The organism is Pricia antarctica, from assembly GCF_900101815.1.
In the GTDB taxonomy this organism is placed as follows: Bacteria; Bacteroidota; Bacteroidia; order Flavobacteriales; family Flavobacteriaceae; genus Pricia; species Pricia antarctica.
This window is the reverse complement of sequence record NZ_FNAO01000009.1, coordinates 146,132-161,894: the sequence shown is the minus strand read 5'-3', so window position 1 is coordinate 161,894 and position 15,763 is coordinate 146,132. Positions and strand designations below refer to the sequence as shown.

General features: G+C 41.3%; 17 protein-coding genes. 13 read left to right on the top strand and 4 right to left on the bottom strand.

Translation table 11 applies throughout. The features are described 5' to 3' along the window. Positions 1-13: 13 nt before the first annotated feature. Entirely contained in the window at positions 14-661 is a 648-nt protein-coding gene (locus BLT07_RS17860; RefSeq protein ID WP_091872840.1) for an HAD family hydrolase, read from the top strand. Positions 662-990: 329 nt separating this feature from the next. Here the strand turns inward: BLT07_RS17860 and BLT07_RS17855 are convergent, their stop codons facing one another. Then, positions 991-2,547 carry a tetratricopeptide repeat protein gene (locus BLT07_RS17855; RefSeq protein WP_245726590.1) on the bottom strand — a complete coding sequence of 519 codons (1,557 nt, stop codon included), beginning with the start codon at positions 2,545-2,547 and terminating at the stop codon, positions 991-993. On the opposite strand from BLT07_RS17855, the gene BLT07_RS17850 reads away from it, so the two are divergent. From BLT07_RS17850 to BLT07_RS17820, 7 genes are all read left to right on the top strand, one after another. Further along, on the top strand, positions 2,527-3,318 hold the full coding sequence (locus tag BLT07_RS17850; protein ID WP_245726589.1) for an acyltransferase family protein: 792 nt from the start codon (positions 2,527-2,529) through the stop codon (positions 3,316-3,318). The two genes, BLT07_RS17855 and BLT07_RS17850, sit on opposite strands and share 21 nt — an antisense overlap. Before the next feature lie 15 nt (positions 3,319-3,333). Beyond that, positions 3,334-4,065, top strand: a complete 732-nt coding sequence (locus BLT07_RS17845; RefSeq protein WP_091872834.1) for an NAD(P)-dependent oxidoreductase — start codon at positions 3,334-3,336, stop codon at positions 4,063-4,065. A 69-nt stretch (positions 4,066-4,134) separates the two neighbouring features. Next, on the top strand, positions 4,135-5,169 hold the full coding sequence (locus BLT07_RS17840) for a serine hydrolase domain-containing protein (RefSeq protein ID WP_091872830.1): 1,035 nt from the start codon (positions 4,135-4,137) through the stop codon (positions 5,167-5,169). A 174-nt stretch (positions 5,170-5,343) separates the two neighbouring features. Beyond that, positions 5,344-5,559 (top strand): hypothetical protein, encoded by a 216-nt coding sequence (locus tag BLT07_RS17835; protein ID WP_091872826.1) that lies wholly within the window; start codon positions 5,344-5,346, stop codon positions 5,557-5,559. A gap of 8 nt (positions 5,560-5,567) precedes the next feature. After that, on the top strand, positions 5,568-6,059 hold the full coding sequence (locus BLT07_RS17830; RefSeq protein WP_091872821.1) for an RNA polymerase sigma factor: 492 nt from the start codon (positions 5,568-5,570) through the stop codon (positions 6,057-6,059). Then, entirely contained in the window at positions 6,043-6,681 is a 639-nt protein-coding gene (locus BLT07_RS17825) for a hypothetical protein (RefSeq protein ID WP_091872818.1), read from the top strand. The genes BLT07_RS17830 and BLT07_RS17825 overlap by 17 nt, the downstream gene beginning before the upstream one ends. Before the next feature lie 110 nt (positions 6,682-6,791). Then, entirely contained in the window at positions 6,792-7,232 is a 441-nt protein-coding gene (locus BLT07_RS17820) for a hypothetical protein (RefSeq protein WP_139205161.1), read from the top strand. Positions 7,233-7,534: 302 nt separating this feature from the next. Here the strand turns inward: BLT07_RS17820 and BLT07_RS17815 are convergent, their stop codons facing one another. Then, positions 7,535-8,617, bottom strand: coding sequence for a sialidase family protein (locus BLT07_RS17815; RefSeq protein ID WP_091873065.1), 1,083 nt, complete (start codon positions 8,615-8,617; stop codon positions 7,535-7,537). A gap of 408 nt (positions 8,618-9,025) precedes the next feature. Between BLT07_RS17815 and BLT07_RS17810 the strand changes: the two genes are divergently transcribed. Beyond that, positions 9,026-9,949, top strand: coding sequence for a dihydrodipicolinate synthase family protein (locus BLT07_RS17810; protein WP_091872812.1), 924 nt, complete (start codon positions 9,026-9,028; stop codon positions 9,947-9,949). A 131-nt stretch (positions 9,950-10,080) separates the two neighbouring features. Then, entirely contained in the window at positions 10,081-11,352 is a 1,272-nt protein-coding gene (locus BLT07_RS17805) for a hypothetical protein (RefSeq protein WP_091872808.1), read from the top strand. 69 nt (positions 11,353-11,421) lie between these two features. On the opposite strand, the gene BLT07_RS17800 is transcribed toward BLT07_RS17805, so the two are convergent. Next, positions 11,422-12,270 (bottom strand): AraC family transcriptional regulator, encoded by an 849-nt coding sequence (locus tag BLT07_RS17800; protein ID WP_091872804.1) that lies wholly within the window; start codon positions 12,268-12,270, stop codon positions 11,422-11,424. 148 nt (positions 12,271-12,418) lie between these two features. Between BLT07_RS17800 and BLT07_RS17795 the strand changes: the two genes are divergently transcribed. Then, positions 12,419-13,414: a Gfo/Idh/MocA family protein gene (locus tag BLT07_RS17795; protein WP_091872800.1), complete on the top strand. Its 996-nt coding sequence runs from the start codon at positions 12,419-12,421 to the stop codon at positions 13,412-13,414. 55 nt (positions 13,415-13,469) lie between these two features. Further along, the gene (locus BLT07_RS17790) at positions 13,470-14,864 is read left to right on the top strand and encodes a purple acid phosphatase family protein (RefSeq protein WP_245726588.1); all 1,395 of its coding nucleotides are present in this window, start codon (positions 13,470-13,472) and stop codon (positions 14,862-14,864) included. A gap of 63 nt (positions 14,865-14,927) precedes the next feature. Here the strand turns inward: BLT07_RS17790 and BLT07_RS21085 are convergent, their stop codons facing one another. Beyond that, positions 14,928-15,089 (bottom strand): hypothetical protein, encoded by a 162-nt coding sequence (locus BLT07_RS21085; RefSeq protein ID WP_175455359.1) that lies wholly within the window; start codon positions 15,087-15,089, stop codon positions 14,928-14,930. Positions 15,090-15,475: 386 nt separating this feature from the next. Between BLT07_RS21085 and BLT07_RS17780 the strand changes: the two genes are divergently transcribed. Then, entirely contained in the window at positions 15,476-15,688 is a 213-nt protein-coding gene (locus BLT07_RS17780; protein ID WP_091872793.1) for a hypothetical protein, read from the top strand. The last annotated feature ends 75 nt before the right edge of the window (positions 15,689-15,763 follow it).

The following is a 15,763-nucleotide window of genomic DNA, read 5'->3' as shown; positions in this document are numbered from 1 at the left end:
AAGAAACGTAGTAATGATAACCGCTATAATTTTCGATATGAACGGCGTCATAACCGATGACGAAGATTGTCACGAACTGGCGACCCAAAAAGCATTCGATCAAGTGGACATAGCGATCACTCCTGAAATTTATAGGAAATACTGTTTAGGAAGACCGGATATCACGGCATTCGAAGAATTGATGGCTGAGTTTCAGATCAAAGGAAAAACTACCGAAGATTTGATTTCCGTAAAGACCTCATTTTATTTGGAATTAATAAAAGACAATCTGAAAATATACCCAGGCGTAGTCGGATTAATTCGAAGACTTCACAACAACTATACCTTGGCTCTTACGACCAGTTCTACTTGCAATGAGGTCGAAACGGTAATGACCCAGCTCGATATCGGCGGCCTTTTTAAAACGATAGTCACTGCGGAAGATGTCAAAAACGGAAAACCTGACCCAGAACCCTATCTCTTGACCGCTGAAAAGCTGGGAGTGAAAAGCGAAGATTGTTTAGTGATCGAAGATTCTGAAAACGGCGTGAAATCGGCAAAGTCCGCCGGCATGAAGTGTATTGCGATTACCAACTCTGAACACCCTGATAAACTTCAACTGGCCGACCGGATCATAGGCCAGTATTCAGAAATTACCCAACCTTTTTTACAAAGCCTGTGATAACGCAATTGGCTTCAAGAAATGCGTTTCAAGCCAAAGAAAATATCCTGTTTTAAACTCATTTAAGGAATTAGGTGTCCCATAGAAAGGTGATTAGCAAGAATATTAAAATGGACCAGAAATGTGAAACTGTAGGCAAAGATTCCGTGCTTTGGGAAAAGTGTTAATTAATACAATCGGGCCTTTATACGGGACTCTTACTTTTCTGATTTTAGTCAAGCTTCATTTGGAGCAGTCTGTATGAAATCCATAATTATAGATAGAAGAATTAGAGTATGTCTCAATTGGGTATTCACAAGGTCAAACGGATAGAAATCTTGTTTGAATGATTATATAAGTCCCTTCTCTTTTAGGGACGTTCTCAGTTTAGCCTGCTTTTGCCAAAATCGATTTTTAATCTTTTGAAGGATTCCATTAAACTCCGGATGGCTTTTCAAGGGTTTTATGAGCGGGTCTTTTTCCATGAATAGTAAGATCCAATACTGGTAATTATCCTGTGTTGCGAAAACTTTCAGTTGCTCGATCGCCTTGTCGTTCTGCCCTTCATACGTGTACTTTACCGCCGTGCTGGCACTCTTATAAATTGATTGGTCTTTTTCGCAATATCGCGCATACGCATTGAAAAATTGTACCGCTTGTTCATTCAGGCCCTTCTTTTTGTAAACAAAGCCAATCTTGATATCCTCCTGAGGATAAATATCCAGACCGTTTCTTTCACGCGCCTTGACGAATTTTTCGTAATAATAGAATGCACTATCATAATCTTCCAGATAATAATTGAATTTCGCCACTTCCTGCAGGATGTCCAATCGGGTAGTATCCTTGGACCATTCCTTAATCAATCGGTTTTTGGTCTGATCCAAATTATCGTCCTTGGCGTACAGAATAAAAGATTTCAAAAATGGCGAATAATAATTCCCGGGATTGTAGTCCAAAGACTTGTTGATATAGGTAAACGCCTCATCCACAAAACCGTTTTGGATGAGTGCGTTACTTAGACTCAAATAGATATAGCTTTTGGTCATGGAATCCTTGGCAGCCATATCGAGTTGGATGCCTTTCAAAGCGTACTCCAGATATTTGCCTGTATTGGGAACGGCATCGGCATATAAAACCGCAAGCATCTGGATTACATCCGAGGAGTTGGGATTGTACTCCAAGGCTTTCTCAAGATGTGGCAAGGCCAATTGATACTCGTTGTTCTGCATGTAGTAAAGTGCCTTGGCGATGAGGCTTTCAGCAGATTTGGTATCGTAAAGCAGGGCCTTGTCAGCAAAGTTGTTGATTTGTTCGGTATATTGTTTTTGTTTCTGATCTACATCGAGAAAGTAATAGGATATTGCGATATTGGCATAGGCAATAGCGAACTGTGAATCCTGCTCAATCGCCTTCTCAAATAGGGCAATTGCTTTTTCCAATCCCTCTTTGGTTCGCATATGGAAGGGGCTCAAGGCTTTGAGATAGAAATCATAGGCTACTAGATTTACAGTAGGTTTTTTTTCTATTTGCGCTAGTTCGGCCGGCGTCATCTTTGCCTTAACGGCATCTGCGATTTTTTTTGCCACTTCATTCTGTAGCGCAAATACATCCACCACTTCACGGCTATACTGCTCTGCCCAAATAGGTCTGTCGGTAGAAGCTTCGATCAATTGGATATTCAGTAATATCTGATTTCCTACCCTTTGGCCACTACCCTCTACCACATAGTTGACATGTAGGTCCTCTGCTATTTCTGGAATACTCCTCTTATTGTTGCCGTATTTTTCTGCCGAAGTCCGGCTGACGACTCTAAAGTCTTGGATCTTTTGCAAATTGTTCAAGGTCGATTCCATGAGTCCGTTGACGAAATAAACACCTTTGGCATAGTGGCCATTGTTCCATTGCATATGTTTATTTTTCAGAAGTACTACAGTATTCCCTTGGGCTATTACCCCCATCAAGGCCATTTATGGTTTCTGGGAAATATCTTTGTGTACGTACTCTTACTTTTGCCGATTTTTAATTATCTGAAGAATCAGGGGAACGGTAAAATTAAAAGAGCGGTATCGGCGCTAATGAGCCATCCCCTTGGACCTTTGATGATTAGCCTATTTTTTGTCATGGAGGTGGTGCTGGTAAAGCCCCAGCCGTTTGTAATGTATGCCCAAACTTGGCATGGCTTTATTAATGGGTTTCTTACCTTCTTTTTCGGTTTTCTTTTGGTGTACAGTGGTAAGCCCTTCTGGCAAACCGTTTTAAAATGGAGAGGATTGTACACTGGTCTGGCCATCATTCTGTACGGGATCAGATTCGCACAATTTGGAACCGAAGCACCTGGATATCTTATGGCCATCGAATCCAATTGCTGGATTTTTGGGATATTCGGTTTTGGTTATAAATACTTGAACCAACCAAGTAAAACCCTAAGCTACTTAAGCCAAGCGGCGTATCCTGTGTATATTATCCACATGTTTGTATTATATGCCGGGGCCCTGTTGATATTGCCATTGGAAATGCCCATCCTATTAAAATTCATAGGCATTGTGGCCTTTACCGGTTTAGCGTGCTATCTAATCTATGAGTTCATCATAAGAAGGCTTGGTTTCTTAAGACCTTTGTTCGGACTGAAATGGAAATTCGCCAAAGTAGAGAAGCAAATAAGTATTTTGAAAAATTAATTAGATAAAAATAATATGACGGTTTTAGTAGTAGGTGCAAGTGGCGCAACAGGAAAACATTTGGTTGAACAACTTCTCATTCAAAAACATCAAGTAAAAGCAATTGTAAGGTCTCCGGAAAAGTTGCCGGAATCTTGGAAAAATAATGACGGCCTGCAAATCATCCCCGCAAGTATTTTAGAATTAGGTGACAGAGAAATGAGCGAACATAGTCATGGTTGTCAAGCCATTGTATCATGTCTTGGTCATAACCTAACTTGGAAAGGTGTCTATGGACAGCCTAGGAAATTGGTTACAGATGCTACGCGTAGATTATGTGAAGCCATCAAAGTCAATAATCCAGAGCAACGTTTACGGTTTATTTTGATGAATACTACCGGTAACCGCAATCGTGACTTAAATGAACCTATTTCATTTGCACAGAAATGCGTTATAGGCCTTCTTCGTTTGCTGTTACCACCACATGTAGATAACGAAAAGGCCGCAGATTATTTGCGAACTAAAATCGGACAGAACAATCAATTTATAGAATGGACCGCCGTTAGACCTGATGGACTAACCGATGAGAATGAAGTCACTGATTACGAAATACACCCTTCCCCGACCAAAAGTGCTATTTTTAATGGAGGTAAAGTCAGTCGTATTAATGTGGGTCACTTTATGGCCACTTTAATAAGTGATGGTGATTTATGGAAAAAGTGGAAAGGGAAAATGCCTGTAATTTACAATACATCTTCTGCCGATTAATAGTAAGCAGTTTTACATTGGATATGAGCAATTTAATAAAAGTACATTGTCCTTACAAAACATGACATTATGAAGAAGAAACAAACAAAACAAATGCTCAGAATAGTATTTATACTTGCAAGCATAAGCTCTTTATGGTTTGTACCATGGATTTTGGTAAAGGCGTGGATAAAGCCACTGCCAGATACGGTTCAAGAACAAGTAAATGAAGCCATTGAATATGAATTTGACGGAATGATTGTGTATGTTGATGAGGCGGGCAAGGAACCAGCCTTTTACGCCGCAGGTTGGAAAAATAGAGAGAATCAGATACCGGCCGACCCGCAATCCTTATTCAAGATCGCCAGTATTGGCAAGTTGTATGTCGCCGTTGCTATTACAAAGTTAGTACATGACAAGCGTTTATCATTGGATGAAACGCTCGCCGATTACTTTCCAGAACTTGTGGGAAGGATTGAAAATGCAGAAAAAATCACCGTGAGAATGATGGTGCAGCATCGGAGCGGCATTCCCAATCTGACCGACCATCCCGGTTTTTGGGAAAATCCACCGAAAAGCAGTGAAGAAGCTCTTGTATATGCCCTTGATATGCCGGCCAACTTTAAACCGGATGAAGATTATGAATATTCCAATACGAATTATTTGTTGCTTTCCAAACTCATTGAAAAAGTGGTGGGTTATGGCCATTTCCAATATATCAGGGAGAAAATTTTGACGTCCTTAGGACTAAAACATACGTTCGGATCGATTCGTGATGTAAATATGAACGATTTAATGAGTGGCTATTACGTGGGGTATGAGAATGATCAAAAGGCTGAAGATTATGGTTCAATGATAGCGACAGCAGAAGATGTGGGCATATTCCTTAGGGCATTAAACGATGGGTCAGTGTTTGATGAGGGGGAACAGGAAATCTATCCCTACGTATACGAACATGGAGGTCTGCTTCCCGGCTATCAGAGTCTTGCAGAATACCATAAAGACATCGACACGGTGGTCATTCAATTTATCAATACAACTAATTTTGATGGTTACGACTGGAATTTATCGGAAATTATAATAAACCGTATTATAAAAATACTGAGAAGGGAAAAGAGCTCATAAAAGAAGTAGCCTTGACCGCAGTAAATCGACGCACAGCAGCAAACTTCAATTCATTGATTTCATGTCAGGAATGAAGCTGGCAATTAATTATATCAGCCAAGCCACATCGGTTAAAAAGATCAGTAGCGTGTAATAATTTTAGATTTAAGCCACTAACCAAGAAAACATTAAAAAATGGATACAATAAAGAAAATAATCGGATTGTTGACGAATGTTCGAATTATAAGTGCAATCACTTGGGCAGCAGTTATGATTGGTTGTAGTTTGGTGTTGTCAGATACAGAATATTCAATGCCTATATTTACTATTCTTATTGTTGGGTATACACTGCACTTTCTGCTTTTATCAAGAGAATCCACTGAAAACGAAAAAGCAATAAACCAGAAGTAGAAAAAAAATTGGGGAGCGATTTTTACATATCATCAATTTTACCCTTTTCCGGAATAATTATAAAAATTTGTAGGGCCTATACTGATTCTCAGGAGGATTTTGAAGATTATTTTCAGGAAGTATGTTTGCAAATTTGGAGGAGTAAGGAAAACTTTCGTGAAGAATCGCAATGGAGTACCTGGGTTTATCGCATTTCATTAAACGTTTGCCTGACCCTGCTCAAGAAAAAGAAAAATAATGGCCATCATTTTGTATCTGATTCTTTGGCAGCTGAGGAAATTGAAGATACTTACGCATTTGCAGACGAATCCCTAAATATATTATATGATGCTATTAGACAACTATCAGAAATTGATAGGGCCGTTATTATGCTCTATTTAGAAGAAAAACCATACATCGAAATTGCTGATATTTTAGGAACAAATCCGAATAATATTGGAGTCAGGGTCAAAAGGATTAAAAACAGATTAAAGATACTATTAGATGGAAAAATCAATTGAAAATGTATGGAAAGCCGGTTTTCTTAAAAAGGATGCATTAATTGCACCGAAAATAAATAACCTCTATCACCAAAAATCGATTCATATCATTGACAAATTTAAAAGAATGATGAAGGTTAATATGTACCTCATTTTGATTTTTGCATTTTTACAGTTGGGGGTGTACGCTGCCTTGGGAACTCCAATTGCAGGTGCATTTATTTTTTTCCTCTTGATCAGGGTATGTTGGATAAGCATGAAACGGGCCAATACCCTCAAAAAGATTGATGCCAATGTGAGTAGCTATGATTATCTCAAGTTATTTAACAGTTGGCTCAAAATGGCCATTTCAAACAACATAAAGCTTATGCGGTTTTTTTATCCCCTAATATTTTTGGCAGCTTTGATGCCCATAGTACATGCATTGAAAGCAGAAGAAATGACGAATGAAGCGATTTTGAATTCCGGATTTCACCTCATCTATGGAATTCCCACTTTTATGTGGATAATAGCCCTGGTAATTGCGGTTTTAATGTATGTCTTTGGGGGTAGAATTTATCAATGGGATTTAAATTGGGTGTATGGCAGGGTATTTAAAAAATTAGATGAATTAATTGCTGATATAGAAGAATTAAATAAATAAGCACTTTCTAAAGGTACTGAGTTGAGTAATTTTTGAACCTTATATTTAAAAATACGTCGGCATGTAATAAATCTTCTATTCAGCCACTAACCAAGAAAACACTAGAAATTATGACACTAAAAAACGCACTTAATTATTTTGAAAGTTTAGTATCCGAAAAGAGTAAAAAATCTGAAATCAAGGTTTACCATGAATTCATTCAAATTATTATCGGTTTGGAGAAGAGAAATTTATCAGAAACTGAAATTCAATCTATAGAGCGCGCGCTTAATGCTCTTAATTTTAATACACCTACTGAAAATTATAATAAAGTCCTTAAACAGTTTAAAAAATATTTAAAGGATACATTTTCCTTAACCCCCAAAAGGTATTATACTAATTTGGGTATAGCTCTTGGATCTTCTTTTGGTCTACTTTTTGGAGTGATTGCTTTATCCGGTTTTGAGCGGTCTGTAGGCATTTCATTGGGTATCGGTTTCGGAATGCTAATCGGTTTAACTATCGGCCGCACTATGGATTCTAAGGCTGAAGCCTCAGGAAATCTGCTATAACTAAATGTATCGTTCCAAGGGCCGATGACGGCTTTTTTGCCGCTTTGTAGTTAAAAAGTTCCTAAGTCTAATTGATCGCTTAGCCTTCCTGTTTCTCCAATACGGCGTTTACGTATCAAATTAGAGATTCAGAGCTACTCCGACGAAAACTTTGAAACCTTCTTGTCTTTCCGGGCATCAATAATCAACTGAGTTAATTTCTCCCCGAGCCATTCGACTACATCGGGTTGAAATCCGCCCTCTTAACTTTCTCTCACAAAGCCGGGAATACAGTTGCCAAGGCTCGCATCCCTAGTACGCATCTATTTGATTTTCGAAGGATCCAGAACGACATATTTAACCGTTTTCCGATTCCAAGTATACACTAGGTACACTTTGCCGTCCTCGGCTTGGATTACAGTGGGATATGAATATTCTTCGCCTTCCCTATCGGTGGTTTCCCGAAGCGGTTCGAGTTCAATTACGCGCTCCCAGTTCTTGCCGTCTTTAGAAATTCCTAAGCTCAATGGCACCCGATCACCCCAATTTTTGCTGGTAGGGTTGTAGATCAACAGATGGCGGCCATCTCTTAAGGTCACGCCGTCGATACCTGAATTCGGGTTGGGAAGGGAGGTTGCCGTCATTTCTCCCCAAGTTTTTCCGCTGTCCTCCGACCAGTTTTGTGAGATCACATCATTTTTTGTCCGGCTGAGCAATTGCAATTTGCCATTTCCATGGTTTAAGACTACGGGCTGAATGGCCCCGAATTCGGCAGGGTCGTTCAGGGGTTCAGACTTTGTCCAGGTTTTAGCGTTATCGGTACTTTTTTCTATATGGATGGTCCATTCCCCTGATGGGGTCTCGTTGCTCGAAGGCGAAATAATGGTACCATTCTTTAGTTGTACGGGCTGATTTTTTATGGGACCTAAAATACCATTCGGAAGTTTTACCGGTTCCGACCAAGTTTTGCCATCATCCTCGGAAGTCATATAAAGCCCCCACCATTCTTGCGGGCTGGGTCCTACTTTATAATAGAGGTATAAGGGTTCATTTTTAGGCTTAAAAAGTACGGGATTCCAACTCGGGTAGCGTGTACCATCTTTTTGCACGCCGTTGGCGACCTCAATTGGAATAGACCACGTTCCATCCGTATTCCGCGATACCCAAATGCCGACGTCCTTGTTTTTTTCCTTGGTACCGCCGAACCACGAGGCGACAACGGCTCCATTGCTGACCTCCACGGTAGAGGCGTGACACTCCGGGGTCAAAGCGTCTTCGAGTTCGTAAATAAATTCCTGGGTTATTACGGCGGGATGGTCTATTAACATAACGTCGATCGGTTTTACGGATTGGGCCTTAGAGGTAAGGAAAAACAGTGAGAACGTTAGCAGACAAAAATATTTCATATTTTTCATTTTTGTAAATAAACTAAATTCAAGGTTTGCGAGCTAGTCATATTTTACGGAAAATACGTTAAATATTAGCTGTAAATACTATACTATTTCATCCTCGTCGGCCATACTCACATGGGCGCTCTACGTATGCTTCCTACCATTTTAGAGGTCAAAAACAATGCTCCATCCGACAACAAAAAGCCAACGGGGTTTCTCATAAGTAAACACCATTTTTAACCTTGAATTATATCATAAGTTACGTATAACGGCTTCCAAAGAAAAGGTAGAAGTATAATTAAAATCCTTTCATAGTTGACTTGAAATCAGATTTAAGGTTAATATATAATATGTTTCTCACAAAATTATAGTGGTTTAAGGCGTGGTTTTGATGTTAATTTGTTAAGACCCAAATATAAATTTATGAAATTGCCCCTGAAAGGTATCATCCCGCCGATGATTACTCCCTTGTTGGAAAATAAGGAGTTGGATAGTGCAGGCCTAAAAAATCTTATCGAACATCTTTTAGATGGAGGAGTACACGGAATTTTTTTGTTAGGCACAAACGGCGAGGGACCAAGTTTGGGCTACGAGCTGCGAAAGCAATTGATAACAGAGGCCTGCGAAATTATAGAACACAGGGTTCCTGTTTTGGTGGGTATTACGGACACCTCTTTGGAAGCAAGTTTGGATATAGCACATCATGCCCAAACTGCTGGAGCGGATGCGCTCGTGGTAGCCCCGCCTTTTTATTTTCCGTTGGCCGAAGAAGAAATAAACGACTACTTTCGGGTGCTCGCGCCCTTGCTGCCTTTACCCTTTTTAGTCTACAATATTCCCAGCTGCACCAAATTGAGCCTATCACCGGCTACCGTAAAAATAGGCAAGGAACTTGGGGCCATCGGTGTAAAGGATAGTTCAGGGGACCTTGAGGTGCTGTATGCTTTTATCGAAGCGTTCAAGGATACTCCGGATTTTTCGGTAATCGTTGGTGACGAACTCTTTCTATCCGACGCCATTTTGAAGGGAGGCCATGGAAGCGTTGCGGGAGGGGCCAATGTGTTTCCCAAATTATTTGTTGACCTCTACGAAGCTTCCCTTTCAAACGACTTGCCGGGCATAGCAAAAATCCGGAAAAAGATTTTGCATATTCACGACACTATCTATAGCGTAGAAAATTCGCCGACAAGAAGTATAAAAGCCATAAAATGTGCCCTGTCCATCTTGGGCATTTGCGAAGATTATATGGCGTCTCCCTTGAAAAGACTTAGTACGGATAAGCGCAATGAAATCAAACATCATTTAGACCTGTTCGAATACGGCAAGTCCACTCGTTCGATTATATAGCCCGAACGCTGAAGGCACAATCTTAAAAATAAGAATACAAACCAATGTTTATAGGCTCGTAGTGTTATTCATTGCTTTAGGCGATGCAGCTTTAAGTTATCAAGACAAATTAATCGATACACTAACCAAAAATGCGCACTAAAAAACAAAACACGAGGGTCTTGGTTGTAGCGCTATCGCTGGCAACGGCTTGGGCGATCAGGGGCCAATTCGGTCACGAACAGGGCGCCGCGTGGGCCGGTGCCATTGGTGGACTGGCACTCGTTGTAGTTTCCAATAGAAAGGACTGGTACGCTAAAATGGTATTGATAGCTTTGGCATCCGCGATTGGGTGGGGCGCCGGCGGCATGATCAGTTATGGACAGGTTGTGGGTTACGGCAAAGCGGATAATTTCATAAACGTATTTTATGGGTTAGGTATGCTCTTCGTCATCGGTGCCTTGTTCGGATTGTTAGGCGGCGGAATGGTGGGCCTAGTGCTTGAAGCGACTAAAAAGACAAAAGTCAATTGGGGCGCTCTGGTATCGGAAATGGTAGCAGGGGCATTACTTACCTATTTTTTTCTGATAGAGCAAATCGGGTTTAAGATGACACCCCCTAGATCGGAAGCCTGGGCCGTAATTTTAGGGGCCGGACTCGCCATGCTTTTGCATATGGCCCGCGCAAAGCGAAATTCCGCCATACGGGTTGCGATCTTTTCGGCATTGGGCGGCGGTTTCGGATTCAGCTTTGGCAACTTTTTGCAAGTTACGGGCAACGTGCTCGAAATACCGTTCAACATGTGGAACGTTATGGAGTACAGCATCGGTTTCTTTGGCGGTGCGGGTATGGCTTATGGGGTATTCAGCTCCAAATGGCCGGTTGACGACGCAGGAAAACCTAAAACTTGGGTCAATATCTTAAGTTTGTTCGTGTTGTTGGTTTTTATCCCGTTGATGATTTTTAGGGAGTCACTGGCCTATGATCCTATTTTGAATCGTTTGGGAGAAATTTCAAATGTAGAACAGATTGCCAGCATAAGCACTATAGTAGCCGCAATTGTACTAGCGCTGATGGCGATTTCTGTATTCTGGAAGCTAAAAGACAGTAACTACGGTTCAAAGGATGCCACATTTTTTCTTTTTCTCTATTTGGGCGTGTACGCCGTGCTAAGTTATTTGGTTACAGGATTATTTGCCGGAAAAATGGGCGTGAACCATCACTTGTACCTCTTGAATATTCTAGTGATTTATAGCATAATCCGTAACGGAAAAACGGAGTTTGTAAATGTGGGTTCCAACGCAGTATCTCCGAAAAGATGGGGACTGTATCTTTTGGCCATCGTCGTTTTTATCGCCTTACTTTCTTTGGTAGCCATAAGCATACATGGTGAATTGCCCGGAAGTCACAATAGGTTCGGATAAACGACAGGCTTGAGATTATTTTTGGAAACACAAATAATTGCGTTACATCAGGAATACCGGACGCGACCATCATTGAAAATTTTTACGGTACTCCGAAGGGGTTTTCCCCATGTTGGCCTTGAAATAATGGTTGAAATTGGCCAGGTTGTTATAACCGCTTTCAAAACAGATCTGGGTAATCTGTTTGTCCGTCTCGGCCAAAAGTTTCGCAGCTATCCCCACCCGTACGTTTTTTACATATTCCATAAAGGTATTGCCCGTTTTCTTCTTAAAAAAACGACAGAATGAACTAGGGGCCATGTTCAATACGTCTGCTGCCTCATCGAGCCGGATACCCTCATGTATATTTTGAAAAACGTACTCATAGACCTTATTTACTTTATCGATGTTTTTTGAAAAGACCGAGGATCGGTTTATGGGATTAGAGAGCCGCACCGTATCTTCGATTTTGATGAGAAGGTTGAATATTTTTAAAAGTCCGATATAATATTCCAAACCCTTGCTACATGCCATGTCGGTCAATATCTCCCGAATTTTGGTATCGTTTTCGCTTTTGAAACGTATGCCACGGTTCGCTTGTTTTAACAAAGCGACCACTTTTTCAAGTTCTGGCATTTTAAAGAAGTCAGAATCAATGATGTTTTCCGAAAAATGGGTAACGATACTAGCAGGTATTTCATCTCCCTCGGTATCAAGAACCTCCCAGCAATGCGGCAGGTCGGGGCCCATAAGCACCAGATCTCCTTTTTCAAAGCCTGAAATATTGTCGCCGACAATTCTTCTGCCCACACCCGAAGTGATGTAGTTCAACTCGTAATTTTTGTGGGAATGTATCCTCGCATTTGACGACAAAGGCAGTTTACGGGATATAAAAGAGTGATTGCTGGGTACGAAAATTTTTTCACAAACAAATTCCATATCAAGATATAGTTTAACTCATATGATAATGATACGGAAAATTTTCGACTTCTTAAGTTAAGATATAATATGATTTATGTAATATATTGGTGGTACAATGAATGCGTTTAGGGTTACTTTGTAATATAGGGCTGATGCTACTAATACTATGGATAAAAAAATACAATGGGGTATTTTGGGCACCGCCGATATAGCAGTTGAGCAGGTGATCCCCGCCCTGTTAAAAAGCCACTATTGTTCGGTGACGGCCATTGCTTCGAGAAACAAGGATAGGGCGGAAAAGGCGGCAAACCAATTCAATATTCCCAGATATTATGGAAGCTATCAGGACCTATTGGAAGATGCTGAAATTCAAGTGGTTTACATCCCGCTTCCCAACCATTTGCATGTTGAATGGGCCATTAAGGCTTTAAGGGCCGGCAAAAATGTGCTCATCGAGAAACCTATTGCCTTAAATAGTATAGAGGCGCAGAAATTAGTGGACGAATCAAAGAAACACCCAAGATTAAAAGTGATGGAGGCGTTTATGTACCGGTTCCATCCGCAGTGGCTCAAGGCCAAACAACTGGTAGATGCCGGTAAAATCGGGGAATTGAAAACGATTCAGTCCTCTTTTTCCTTTTTTGAGGACGACCCGCAGAGTATAGTAAACAGCAAACCGTTCGGAGGCGGTAGTTTGATGGATATCGGGTGCTATCCCATTTCAATATCCCGATATTTGTTCGGGGAAGAGCCGAAAAATGTACTGGCGAACATCGAATATCATCCTGAATTCAAAGTAGACATCTTGGCCTCGGGTATCCTTGAATTTGAAAAGGGACAGTCTTCCTTTTTTTGTGCCACTCAGCTGGCCGACAATCAACAGGCGCAAATCTTTGGTACGAAAGGGAGCCTAATTTTTGAAATCCCTTTTAATCCCCCGAAAGACAGGCCCACAAAAATTTGGTTGGTCAAGCAAGACAAAAGAACCCTGATAGATTTTGAAGTATGTGATCAATATGCTTTGCAGGCAGATGCGTTTGCCCTAAGCATCCTCGGGAATAATAAAGCACCTATTGGTTTAGATGACGCCGTAAATAATATGATTGTCATCGAGAAATTGAAGGAAAGCCATAGATTAGGGAAACGCGTAAGTGTGGCTTGAACAGGCTATTGAACACGGACAACAAAATAAATTTGGACAACAAATGAATCAATTCATGAAAACTCAAAGTAGTATTCTATTCGTAGTAGTAGCGTTAGGGTCTGCGTTGGTGTTGACCGCACAAGAACCCGGCGCAACGGAACATCATGGCCATAGCCATTATACCGAACATGATTCGGTGGCCGGGCATAAACTGATGTACCCATCCAAAACGCCTGATCGTATCATAGCGAACCTGACCGTTGATCCTGCGCATAGTTTTGCGGTCAACTGGCGTACCGATCAGCAAGTGGCCCAAGGAGTAGTAGAAATTGCCGTGGCTACCGATGGCCCCGAATTCTTGCTTGGGAACATGAGTAAGATCGATGCCAAGACGGAACGGTTTGAAAACCAAAATAGAAACGAGCCTTTGGTGAAAGCGGTTTATCATTCGGCCGTAATATCCGATTTACAACCTCGCACCACTTATGTCTATAGGGTAGGGAACGGTTCGGAAGACAATAACTACTGGAGCGAATGGTTTCAGTTTACCACTGCGGGAATCGACATGGAAGAGCCCTTTAGTTTTATCTATTTCGGGGACGCCCAAAACAACATAAAATCGTTATGGTCCCGGGTTATTCGCAATTCCTATCGACAATTTCCACAGGTAGATTTTATGCTGCACGCGGGCGATCTGATCAATGATAGGGATGCGAACCTGGAATGGGGCGAATGGTTCTATGCCGGCAGTTTTATCCACGCCACCGTTCCGAGCATGATGACGCCCGGCAACCACGAGTACCGCGATGGCGTATTGTCGTCGTTATGGAGGCCGCAATTCACGCTGCCCGAAAACGGACCTATGGATGACCTCAAAGAAACCTGTTATACGTTAGATTATCAAGACATGAAATTAATCTCCATCGATTCAGAAAGCTTTGACGAGCACCTAGAAACCCGATCGGCGCAAATCAAATGGCTGGATTCGGTACTAGCTGCAAACACAAAAAAATGGACGGTCATCACAACACACTATCCCATTTTCTCAACGGTCGAGGGCAGGGATAATTGGGAATTGAGAGACGCCCTTAAACCCTTGATCGACAAATACAAGGTGGATCTGGTATTGCAAGGGCACGATCATACCTATGCCAGAGGCTATGCCGAAAATAAGGGCAAGGGCCTTACCACGGTAAAGGATGCCGGTACCGTTTATGCCGTTTCGGTCAGCGGACCTAAAATGTACGAGTCGGAAGAGCAGCAATGGATGGTGCGGCGCGGAGAGTTTACCCAACTCTTTCAAATCATAACGGTTTCAAAGGATACCATAAAATACGGGGCATACACCCCCACAGGAAACCTTTATGACGCTTTTGAAATCATCAAGAAAAACGGTAAAAAGCGATTGATAAATAGGGTGCCCGACAGCCCTACCCGTTTGAAAAAGGATTTCGTCAAGGAGGATTGAGCTTCTCTGGAAATACTGGTTTCAAATCTGTTTTGGATCGCTAACGATGCAGGTTGCGTTTTTTTAAATAGAAAAGCAGTGCTTCGGGCAGATAGTCTGTATGACGTTGCTATATTCCTTTTTAAGTAGCAGGTCGAATCCCGTGCCCCGCGCAGTCGCCGAAAGCACTTTTTTGTAGACGTCGATGCCAACTATTTGCTCGAGGGCTACTACTTGTTCGCTCATATCGATAGAATTTAGGGGTCGCCGCAAAATAATCATTCCCCTGTGTGTTTGTAACCAATCATGGATGTTTCATTTAACTAAGTTCAGTTCGCGGGTTACCCATTGACTATTGAGCGATACCCTATGAAACGTAGGGGTTTAAGTGCGGTGAATCCAATTAAATTGGATTTTTTTTCACCTGTCGCCAACCTTGGTTAGAGAGACAGATCAAGCACTATTTTTAAAAATACGAAGAACTAGAAAAGGGCACGTGAAAATTGTAAAACAGAGCTTAAAAAAAAAATTTATACTTTAACTTTAGCTTAACCCTGAATTAGTTAGCTTATTAGCTTAATTTGCCTATGTTTATCGTTAATTAAAATTACGAACAAAAAGAAATCAGTATTATGGGAAGACCTGCCACAAAACCGACGGAACTTCGCGATGGATATTATATTGAAGTCCGCAATAAAAATCAAAAATCAGGAATCAAAATTGTTAGGGAAACCAAGCAGCAATTGATAATGGCTATAGATGAATACAAAAAGACCAAAGATGTAACCGTTCTCGGAAAATTGAAGAACGGGAAAATGGAACCTATACCTGGGCTCTCCACGTAATAAAAAGGAAGGGTCGCAGCCCTTACTTCACGGAAAAAGTAAACCGATGGCCATTATGGTCATCGGTTTATTTTT

Bases quoted from the DNA above. Each gene is read 5' to 3' on its own strand.
- BLT07_RS17795 (WP_091872800.1), top strand. From the start codon at position 12,419: ATGGATAAAAAAATACAATGGGGTATTTTGGGCACCGCCGATATAGCA.
- BLT07_RS17800 (WP_091872804.1), bottom strand. From the start codon at position 12,270: ATGGAATTTGTTTGTGAAAAAATTTTCGTACCCAGCAATCACTCTTTT.
- BLT07_RS17815 (WP_091873065.1), bottom strand. From the start codon at position 8,617: ATGAAATATTTTTGTCTGCTAACGTTCTCACTGTTTTTCCTTACCTCT.
- BLT07_RS17825 (WP_091872818.1), top strand. From the start codon at position 6,043: ATGGAAAAATCAATTGAAAATGTATGGAAAGCCGGTTTTCTTAAAAAG.
- BLT07_RS17805 (WP_091872808.1), top strand. From the start codon at position 10,081: ATGCGCACTAAAAAACAAAACACGAGGGTCTTGGTTGTAGCGCTATCG.
- BLT07_RS17860 (WP_091872840.1), top strand. From the start codon at position 14: ATGATAACCGCTATAATTTTCGATATGAACGGCGTCATAACCGATGAC.
- BLT07_RS17840 (WP_091872830.1), top strand. From the start codon at position 4,135: ATGAAGAAGAAACAAACAAAACAAATGCTCAGAATAGTATTTATACTT.
- BLT07_RS17845 (WP_091872834.1), top strand. From the start codon at position 3,334: ATGACGGTTTTAGTAGTAGGTGCAAGTGGCGCAACAGGAAAACATTTG.
- BLT07_RS17820 (WP_139205161.1), top strand. From the start codon at position 6,792: ATGACACTAAAAAACGCACTTAATTATTTTGAAAGTTTAGTATCCGAA.
- BLT07_RS17790 (WP_245726588.1), top strand. From the start codon at position 13,470: ATGAAAACTCAAAGTAGTATTCTATTCGTAGTAGTAGCGTTAGGGTCT.
- BLT07_RS17855 (WP_245726590.1), bottom strand. From the start codon at position 2,547: ATGCAATGGAACAATGGCCACTATGCCAAAGGTGTTTATTTCGTCAAC.
- BLT07_RS21085 (WP_175455359.1), bottom strand. From the start codon at position 15,089: ATGAGCGAACAAGTAGTAGCCCTCGAGCAAATAGTTGGCATCGACGTC.
- BLT07_RS17780 (WP_091872793.1), top strand. From the start codon at position 15,476: ATGGGAAGACCTGCCACAAAACCGACGGAACTTCGCGATGGATATTAT.
- BLT07_RS17810 (WP_091872812.1), top strand. From the start codon at position 9,026: ATGAAATTGCCCCTGAAAGGTATCATCCCGCCGATGATTACTCCCTTG.
- BLT07_RS17835 (WP_091872826.1), top strand. From the start codon at position 5,344: ATGGATACAATAAAGAAAATAATCGGATTGTTGACGAATGTTCGAATT.